Genomic DNA, 7853 nt, shown 5'->3' with positions numbered 1-7853 from the left:
GATCGCCATCCCGATCCGTTCGGGCTCGCCGCCCCGAGTGAACGCGTATCCGCATGAGGCTAACAGCCGCGCGAGATAGAAAAGATTGATGGCCACGTCCGACCGGACCATGACCGCATGGTCCGGTCAAGGCGTGTCATCAGGCGACCGCCCGCAGCGGAGAGACCGGCGCGGAACCGGCCGGCGCGAACTCCTACGGCTTCGCGATCAGGTCGCCGCCGGCCACTACCTTGAGGCCGATCTGGGCCCGGGCGAGGTCGAGCGACTGATGGGTTTCGACGATGCGGCGGCGCGCCAGCACGAGCGAGGCGAAGGCCTCGGCCGACTTGTCGAAGGCGTCCTGGCCGATCATCGCGGGCAGGCGCGCCTCCCCGCGCGCCTCCGGCATCGCGGCATTGAGCTCGGCCGCGCGGGTCAGCGCGGCATCGATTGCATTCTCGAGCGCGAACAGACGATCCGCCACCTTCTGCGCGACGGCCTGACGAGTCCTTGGCATAATTCTCCCCCCTCCGCACCGACAGCCGGCGCGGTTCCTGTCGTTTCAAAACAGTTTTTCCGCAGTTCCTAGCTTCGACCGAGCCGGGAAAGCGCCTCGAACCCGGTCACGAACGAGCCGAATGCGAGGGTAATCAGCAGGATGATGGCGAAAATCCATCCCAGCCGCTTGACGGTGCTAAGGTCGCTCGGCCTCCTTCCTCCGATTGGGAGGGGAAGCTTCAGCGCATCCGGCGGAGGCGGCGGATAGGCCCGGATCATGGCCGTCTCCTCCCGCACCGCCCCGCCGAATGCGGCCTGTCGCATCCCCCCGGTCGATGCGCCGAATGTCGCCGTTTCGCCCGCTTGGGCAATATCCAGCGGCTGGTATACCAATGGCTGGCGGGCACCCGCCTCATGTTCCGCCAGCATCCTCGCCGCGGCGCGGCGGTCGCTGACGCCCAGGATGCGCATCGCGGCCTTGATATATTGGTCGACGGTGCCGGGCTCGACGCCGAGCTTGGGGGCGATCTCCTTGGACGACATGTGGGCGTAGACGAGGCGCAGGCAGGCGCGCTGCTTTTCGGTCAGGCGGGCGATGCGATCGCGGTCCATACCCGCATCTTATCAACCCATTGCGCGAATTTACAAAGTCCGGGCGGTGCCGATTCGCAACACCCGTGCGGAGATAGGTCGAACCGGCATCAGAAGCATCGCTTCTTAACCATGTCCGGGTTAGTCTTCGCACATGGGAAGGGTGATCAGCTTCGAGAACCATGCGCTCGCCAATTTGCGGGCGCGGGTCGCGGCGGCGGAGGAGGCCAATCAGGACCTCATCGCTTTCGCCCGCGGCCATTCGGGCGCGGTCGCTTCGATCCATGGCGCGACGCTCGCCGCGATCGAGGCGGAGGGGCTCGACCATCTCATCCATGTCGTCACCCAGGAATGGCCGCAGATTCTCGGTCTCGACGCCGTCGCGGTGGCGCTCTGGGCGGGGGAGACCGGGGTGCGCGCCGATGCCTCGGGGCTCCAGTTCGTCACTCCGAAGCTGATCCAGAAATCGGTGAAGGAGTTCGACGGCGTGCTGCTGCGCGGGGTCGCGCGCGGCCATCCCCTGTTCGGCCCGGCCTGCGAGCTGATCCGGGCGGAGGCCTTGATCCGGCTCGAGAGCGAGCCGCCGCTGCCGAGCGGCCTGCTCGCTCTGGGCCAGCGCGGGCCGCAATGTTTCGAAACGCCGCACGGCTCCGAGCTGCTGCTCTTCCTTGGGCGGGTGCTGACCCGCTGCATGGGCCGGTGGCTGACTCCTTAAAAGAGCATCCCGCCGCCGCGCTCGCCGCGCGCTGGCAGGAGCACCTCGCCAATGAGCGCCGCCGGTCCGAGCATACGGTGCGCGCCTATGTCGCGACCGCGCTGCGCCTGATCGCCGTCCTCGGCGGGCATCTCGTCGAGGCGGTGACGGGCGACGCATTGTTGTCGCTGCGCCCGGCGGATCTGCGCGCCTATCTCACCCGCCGCCGCGCCGCCGGGCTCGGCAATGCCTCGGCGGCGCGCGAGCTCTCCGCGATCCGCGGCTTCCTCGCGTTCGCCGCCGCCGAGACGGGGCGCGAAGCAGTGCCGCCGCGCCTCAAAGGACCGAAGAAGCCGCGTAGCGTGCCGCGGCCGATCTCGCCCGACGAGGTCGTGTCGCTGGCTGAAGAGGCGGCAGACGACGCCAGCCTCCCATGGATCGCGGCGCGCGACGAGGCGGTGCTGATGCTGCTCTACGGCTCGGGCCTCCGCGTCGCCGAGGCACTGGCGCTGACCGGCGCGGCGCTGCCGCTGGGCGAGGCGCTGAGCGTGACCGGCAAGAGGAACAAGACGCGGATCGTGCCGCTGCTCGTGCCGGTCAAGGAGGCGATCGAGCGCTATCTCGCGCTCTGCCCCTGGCCGGTGGAGAAGGACGGACCGTTGTTCCGTGGCGCGCGGGGCGGGCCGCTACGCGGCGAGATCGTCCGGCGCGCGGTCCGCAAGGCGCGGCGGTCGCTCGGCCTGTCGGAGCGAACCACGCCCCACGCACTCAGGCACAGCTTCGCCACCCATTTGCTCGGCCGCGGCGCGGACCTCCGCCAGCTCCAGGAATTGCTCGGCCATGCCAGTCTGTCGTCGACGCAGATCTACACCGCGGTCGACGCGGCGCACCTCATGGATGTGTACCGGCACGCGCATCCGCGCGCTTAGCGCGGCGGCTCTCCCACGTCGCCTGGCGCCAGACGTACCAGAAGATGATGCCGACGATCACCGCCGATGAGACCGGCCCGGCGATCTCCTCGATCTCCCTGAAGCGGCTGCCGGCGGCGTAGCCCGCCCCGGCGAGCGCGGCGGCGAAGAGGGCGGTGCCGACGGTCGACCAGATGAGGAACGGGCCGAGGCCCATCCGAACGATCCCGGCCGGGACCGAGATGAAGGTACGGATCGTCGGCAGCATTCGCCCGACGAAGACGATGCCCGGGCCGAAGCGGCCGAATAGATTCTGCACCCGCTCGACGTCGTACCAGTCGAGCGTGATCCAGCGGCCGTAGCGGGTGATGAAATAGCGGAAGCGGTCGAGCCCGACGGAGCGCGCGGCGAGATACCAGAGGAAGTTACCGGTCATCGTGCCGAGCGTCGAGGCGATGATCACGCCTGGCAGGCCGAGCGGTCCGTTGGCGGCGCGCATCCCGGCGATCGGCAGCACGACTTCGGACGGGATCGGCGGAAACACGGTTTCGAGCAGCATCAGCAGGAAGACGCCGACATAGCCGCCCCAGTCGATCAGCAGGATCACCCAGTCATAGGCCCAGTCGGTCATCCGCCGAGCTTCGCTTCGATCGCGTCCCAGATTCGCGCGGGCGTGTCGGTGCCGTTGAAGCGGTCGATCGCGACGATGCCGGTCGGCGAGGTGACGTTGATCTCGGTCAGCCACTCGCCGCCGATCACGTCGATGCCGACGAAGAGCAGGCCGCGCTTCCTGAGCTCGGGGCCGAGCGCAGCACAGATCTCCTCCTCGCGCGCGGTGAGCCCGGTTTGCGCCGCCTTGCCGCCGACCGCGAGGTTGGAGCGGATCTCGCCCTCGCCCGGAATGCGGTTGACCGCGCCGGCGACGTCGCCGTCCACAAGGACGATGCGCTTGTCGCCCTCCGCGACGCCGGGGAGGAAGGCCTGCAGGATGTGCGGCTCGCGATAGGCGGTGTTGAAGAGCTCGATCAGGCTGGCGAGGTTGGCGCCGTCGGGCCCGACCCGGAAGACCGAACCGCCGGCGAAGCCGTGGAGCGGCTTGACGACGATCTCCTTGTGCTCGGCGAGGAACTTGCGCGCGAGCCCGAGCGAGCGGGTGACCGCGGTCGGCGGCATGAAGCGGGCGAAATCGAGCACCCAGATTTTCTCGGGCGCGTTGCGCACGCTCGCGGGATCGTTGACGACGAGCGTCTCGCCCTGGATGCGCTCGAGCAGGTGGGTCGCGGTGATGTAGCCGAGGTCGAAGGGCGGGTCCTGGCGCATCAGCACCACGTCCGTGTCGCGGCCGAGATCGAGGATTTCCGGCTCGCCGAAACGATAATGATCGCCGGCGACGCGCTGAACAGTGACCGGGCGGGCCATCGTCCAGAGACGATCATGGGCCCAGCTCAAATCCTCGGGCGTGTAGTGGAAGAGCTTGTGGCCGCGGGCCTGCGCGCCGAGCATGATCGCGAAGGTCGAATCGCCCTCGATATTGATCCCTTCGAGCGGGTCCATCTGCACGGCGACGTTGAGGCTCATGGGCACTGCCTTAGTCGAGTAAAACGGTCCTGTCATCCATGCCAGACGTTCGCCATGTGCCTGGGCCAGCGACCCGGCACCATGAACAAGGCGTCAATCCGGATCGTGTCGCCGGGGCGGGCGTAGCGCGCGCTCAGCCCCTCGGCGGCGCGCGCGACCCGGCGCAGGCGGTAATCGTCGAGCGCAAGGCCGGCCTCGGCGTCGGTCGCGCGGGCCTTGACCTCGATGAAAGCGAGGGTGCGGCCGCGCCGCGCAACGAGATCGACCTCGCCGACCGGGGTGCGCGCGCGGACGGCGAGGATTCGCCAGCCCTTCAGCCGTAGCCACCAGGCGGCGATCCGCTCCGCCCGCCGCCCACCGCGTTCGGCCCGCTGGCGCTTCATTTCAGCCTTTGCGCCCGCTCGTAGGCGAGCCGCTTCGGCACGCCGAGCCGCCGCGCGACCTCGGCGGCGGCACGGGAGGGGGAGAGGGTGCGCATCGCGTCGGCGAGCGAGGCGTCGATCTCCTGCTCGCCCGGGGGCTCGGCCGCGCCCGGCGGGCCGACAACGATCACGATTTCGCCTTTGGGCGGTGCTTCGGCATAGCGCTCGGCGAGCTCGGCGAGACTGCCCGTCACGCATTCCTCGAATTTCTTGCTGATCTCGCGCGCGACGGCCGCGTCGCGGTCGCCTAGCCCCAAGCGGAGCGCGGCGAGCGCGGCGCCGAGACGCGGGCCGCTCTCGTAGAAGACGAGAGTCCCGGGAAACGCCGCCGCCTCCGCGATCGCCTCGCCGCGCGCCTTGGCCTTGGCGGGAAGGAAGCCGAGGAAGGCGAATTTATCGGTCGGCAATCCGGCGAGAGTAAGCGCGGCGATGACGGCGCTGGGCCCCGGGATCGTCGTCACCTTCGCGCCGGCGGCGCGCGCATCGCGGACCAGCTTGTAGCCGGGGTCGGAAATGAGCGGCGTGCCGGCGTCGGAGACGAGCGCCACCGCTTTCTCCCGCATCGCCGCGACGAGCGCCGGGCGGACGCTCTCGGCATTGTGGTCGTGATAGGGCGTCATCGGCCGCTTGACCCCGATATGGCGGAGCAATTTGGCGGTCACCCGGCTGTCCTCGACCGCGATCAGATCGGCGCGCGACAGAATCGCGGCCGCCCGGGCGCTCAGATCGGAAAGATTGCCGATCGGGGTCGCGACGATATAGAGGCCGGGCTCGAGCTTCTCGTCCATCAGAGGTCACGTCATGGCACCGCTCTCGCTCCGCCCGCAAGCACGCCCGTCATTATGGAGACTGGCCGCGTTGGCGTTGCTCTCCGTGGCGATCGCGGGCTGCGTGCCGCGCTCGCGCCCCGCGCCGCCGCCCACACCGGAGCCCGAGGTCGAGCGCGAGCCGGAGCGGCCGACCGGGCGCCTGCCCGCCGACGAAACGCGCAACCGGGTCGCCGTGCTGGTGCCGCTGACCGGGCCCAATGCCCGGCTCGGCCAGTCGATTCTCAACGCCGCCAACCTCGCTTTGCTCGACACGGGCGGGCAGCGCATCCGGATCACCGCCTACGACACGGCGCGCGGCGCGGCGGCAGCGGCGAACGAGGCGATCACCGACGGCAACGGCCTGTTCCTCGGTCCGCTCCTCGCCGCCGACGTCCGCGCGGTGGCGCCGATCGCGCGGCGCGAGGACGTGCCGGTCATCACCTTCTCGAACGACGTCAGCGTCGCCGGCGACGGCGTTTTCGTGATGGGCGTCAATCCCGGCCAGTCGATCGAGCGGGTCGTAACATTCGCGCGCGGGCGCGGCGCGCAGCGCTTCGGCGCGCTGGTGCCGACCGGCACCTACGGCCAGCGCAGCGGCCAGGCGCTGACCCAGGCGATCGAGGGCGCCGGCGGCAGCCTGTCGGGCATGCAGAGCTATGACGGCACGGCGGGCAACATGCGCGCCGCCGCGACTCGGCTGGTCGCGCAGGGGCGGCACGACGCGGTGCTGATCGCCGACGGCGCCCAGGTCGCGGCGCAGGCGATTCCGGTCGTCCGCCAAAGCTCGCCGCAGCCGCGCGTTCTCGGCACCGAATTGTGGGCGACCGAGGGCAATTTGAGCGCGAGCGTGCCCCTGCGCGGCGCCTGGTTCGCGGCGCCGACCGACGCCAATTTCGGCGCGTTCCGCAACCGCTACCGCGCCCGCTACAACACCAACCCGTTCCGGCTGGCGACATTGGGCTATGACGCGGTGCTGCTCACCGTGAGGATCGCGGCCAACTGGCCGATCGGGCGGCGCTTCCCGGCCCGGGCGCTCATCGATTCGACCGGCTTCGCGGGCGTCGACGGCGCTTTCCGCTTCAGCCGCGACGGTCTCGCCGAGCGCGCGCTCGAAGTCCGCGAGGTCGGGGCATCGGGAATGACGGTCGGCTCCCCGGCGCCGCGCGGTTTCGACTAAGCGACGATCTCGGCCAGCACCGAATCGAGCAGCAGCATGCCGGCGGGCGTGGCGCGCAAGCGCGTGCCTTCCTCGGCAAGCAGGCCTTGTGCCGCCAAACGCGCGACTGCGGCGCGATCCAGCGGATAATCCAGGCGCGCGCGGTCGATCCCCTCGGCGAGGCGAAGGCCCATGAGCAAAGCCTCGACGCCCTGCTCGGCCGGCGCAAGCGCCTTCTCTTCCTCGATGCCGTGGCCGTTGCGGGCGAGCGCGGCGAGCCAGTTTTCAGGCTTGCGGTGGCGGCGGGTGAAGGCGCCGCCGCGCCGGCCATGGGCGCCGGGCCCAACGCCCGCATAGGGCTGATAGCGCCAGTAAGCGAGATTGTGACGGCTCTCCTCGCCGGAGCGAGCATGATTGGAGATTTCATAGGCGGGAAGGCCCGCGGCCGCGGTCATCTCCCCGGTCAGCTCGTAGAGCGCTGCGCTTTCGTCCGGATCGGCGGGGACCAGCTCACCCTTCGCCGCCAGCGTGGCGAAGCGCGTCCCGGGCTCGATGGTGAGCTGGTAGAGCGAGAGATGGCCGGTGCCGAAAGAAAGCGCCCGGTCGAGCTCGGCAGCCCAAGCCTCGGCGCTTTGAGCCGGCAGCGCGTAGATCAGATCGAAGCTGACCCGATCGAAGACCGATTGGGCGGTGCCGAGCGCCATCAGCGCCTCGTCCGCATCATGGGCGCGGCCGAGGAAGTGGAGTGCAGAATCGTCGAGCGACTGGATGCCGAGCGAGACGCGGTTGACGCCTGCCGCGGCGAGATCGGCGAAACGCGCCGCTTCGACCGACGAAGGATTGGCCTCGAGCGTGATCTCGATGTCGTCGGCGAAGCCCCAATGCGCTTCCGCCGCCGCGATCAGCGCCGCGACCGTCGCCGGCGGCATCAGCGAGGGCGTGCCGCCGCCGAAGAAGATCGAGCTCAGCCGGTGCCCGGGCGTCTGGCGTGCCTCGTGAGCGAGGTCGGCGAGCAATGCGGATCGCCACGTCTCCTGATCGACCGACTCGCGGACATGGGAGTTGAAATCGCAATAGGGGCATTTCGAGACGCAGAACGGCCAATGGACGTAGAGCGCCAGGGCGTTCTCATTTTGTTCTTGACAAGCGGAACCGATTTGGTTATATACTCCGCGGTCGATCTGGCTCTTTCTCATCGTGAAACATGCAACCGCCGCG

10 protein-coding genes are annotated in these 7853 nt (G+C 69.5%); 3 read left to right on the top strand and 7 right to left on the bottom strand.

Features of this window, described 5'->3' with window-relative positions; all coding sequences use genetic code 11:
- Positions 1-193: 193 nt before the first annotated feature.
- Positions 194-496, bottom strand: coding sequence for a hypothetical protein (locus ACT4N8_RS07980; protein ID WP_444857605.1), 303 nt, complete (start codon positions 494-496; stop codon positions 194-196).
- Positions 497-564: 68 nt separating this feature from the next.
- Positions 565-1089: a helix-turn-helix domain-containing protein gene (locus tag ACT4N8_RS07975; protein WP_444857604.1), complete on the bottom strand. Its 525-nt coding sequence runs from the start codon at positions 1087-1089 to the stop codon at positions 565-567.
- A gap of 133 nt (positions 1090-1222) precedes the next feature.
- Between ACT4N8_RS07975 and ACT4N8_RS07970 the strand changes: the two genes are divergently transcribed.
- Both ACT4N8_RS07970 and ACT4N8_RS07965 read left to right on the top strand, forming a co-directional pair.
- Positions 1223-1783, top strand: coding sequence for a DUF484 family protein (locus ACT4N8_RS07970; protein ID WP_444857603.1), 561 nt, complete (start codon positions 1223-1225; stop codon positions 1781-1783).
- Positions 1768-2691, top strand: a complete 924-nt coding sequence (locus ACT4N8_RS07965; RefSeq protein WP_444857602.1) for a tyrosine recombinase XerC — start codon at positions 1768-1770, stop codon at positions 2689-2691. The genes ACT4N8_RS07970 and ACT4N8_RS07965 overlap by 16 nt, the downstream gene beginning before the upstream one ends.
- On the opposite strand, the gene ACT4N8_RS07960 is transcribed toward ACT4N8_RS07965, so the two are convergent.
- The 4 genes from ACT4N8_RS07960 to rsmI are packed head-to-tail and all read right to left on the bottom strand — an operon-like array spanning position 2654 to position 5458.
- Positions 2654-3301, bottom strand: a complete 648-nt coding sequence (locus ACT4N8_RS07960; RefSeq protein ID WP_444857601.1) for a DedA family protein — start codon at positions 3299-3301, stop codon at positions 2654-2656. The two genes, ACT4N8_RS07965 and ACT4N8_RS07960, sit on opposite strands and share 38 nt — an antisense overlap.
- Positions 3298-4248: a glutathione synthase gene (gshB, locus tag ACT4N8_RS07955; protein ID WP_444857600.1), complete on the bottom strand. Its 951-nt coding sequence runs from the start codon at positions 4246-4248 to the stop codon at positions 3298-3300. The genes ACT4N8_RS07960 and gshB overlap by 4 nt, the downstream gene beginning before the upstream one ends.
- 32 nt (positions 4249-4280) lie before the next feature.
- On the bottom strand, positions 4281-4631 hold the full coding sequence (locus ACT4N8_RS07950; RefSeq protein WP_444857599.1) for a YraN family protein: 351 nt from the start codon (positions 4629-4631) through the stop codon (positions 4281-4283).
- Positions 4628-5458, bottom strand: coding sequence for a 16S rRNA (cytidine(1402)-2'-O)-methyltransferase (gene rsmI, locus ACT4N8_RS07945; RefSeq protein ID WP_444857598.1), 831 nt, complete (start codon positions 5456-5458; stop codon positions 4628-4630). Before rsmI ends, ACT4N8_RS07950 begins: the two co-directional genes overlap by 4 nt.
- Before the next feature lie 70 nt (positions 5459-5528).
- On the opposite strand from rsmI, the gene ACT4N8_RS07940 reads away from it, so the two are divergent.
- Positions 5529-6656, top strand: a complete 1128-nt coding sequence (locus ACT4N8_RS07940; protein ID WP_444857597.1) for a penicillin-binding protein activator — start codon at positions 5529-5531, stop codon at positions 6654-6656.
- On the opposite strand, the gene hemW is transcribed toward ACT4N8_RS07940, so the two are convergent.
- Positions 6653-7831, bottom strand: coding sequence for a radical SAM family heme chaperone HemW (gene hemW, locus ACT4N8_RS07935; protein WP_444857596.1), 1179 nt, complete (start codon positions 7829-7831; stop codon positions 6653-6655). The two genes, ACT4N8_RS07940 and hemW, sit on opposite strands and share 4 nt — an antisense overlap.
- Between the last annotated feature and the right edge of the window lie 22 nt (positions 7832-7853).

It is taken from the genome of Sphingosinicella sp. (assembly GCF_052387495.1).
Classification (GTDB): domain Bacteria; phylum Pseudomonadota; class Alphaproteobacteria; order Sphingomonadales; family Sphingomonadaceae; genus Allosphingosinicella.
The sequence above is the reverse complement of the archived record's forward strand: the minus strand, read 5'-3'. Positions and strand labels throughout refer to the sequence as shown.

Coding starts and splice junctions, on each gene's coding strand:
- hemW (WP_444857596.1), bottom strand. CDS start 7,831: ATGAGAAAGAGCCAGATCGACCGCGGAGTATATAACCAAATCGGTTCC.
- ACT4N8_RS07980 (WP_444857605.1), bottom strand. CDS start 496: ATGCCAAGGACTCGTCAGGCCGTCGCGCAGAAGGTGGCGGATCGTCTG.
- ACT4N8_RS07960 (WP_444857601.1), bottom strand. CDS start 3,301: ATGACCGACTGGGCCTATGACTGGGTGATCCTGCTGATCGACTGGGGC.
- ACT4N8_RS07975 (WP_444857604.1), bottom strand. CDS start 1,089: ATGGACCGCGATCGCATCGCCCGCCTGACCGAAAAGCAGCGCGCCTGC.
- ACT4N8_RS07970 (WP_444857603.1), top strand. CDS start 1,223: ATGGGAAGGGTGATCAGCTTCGAGAACCATGCGCTCGCCAATTTGCGG.
- rsmI (WP_444857598.1), bottom strand. CDS start 5,458: ATGGACGAGAAGCTCGAGCCCGGCCTCTATATCGTCGCGACCCCGATC.
- ACT4N8_RS07950 (WP_444857599.1), bottom strand. CDS start 4,631: ATGAAGCGCCAGCGGGCCGAACGCGGTGGGCGGCGGGCGGAGCGGATC.
- gshB (WP_444857600.1), bottom strand. CDS start 4,248: ATGAGCCTCAACGTCGCCGTGCAGATGGACCCGCTCGAAGGGATCAAT.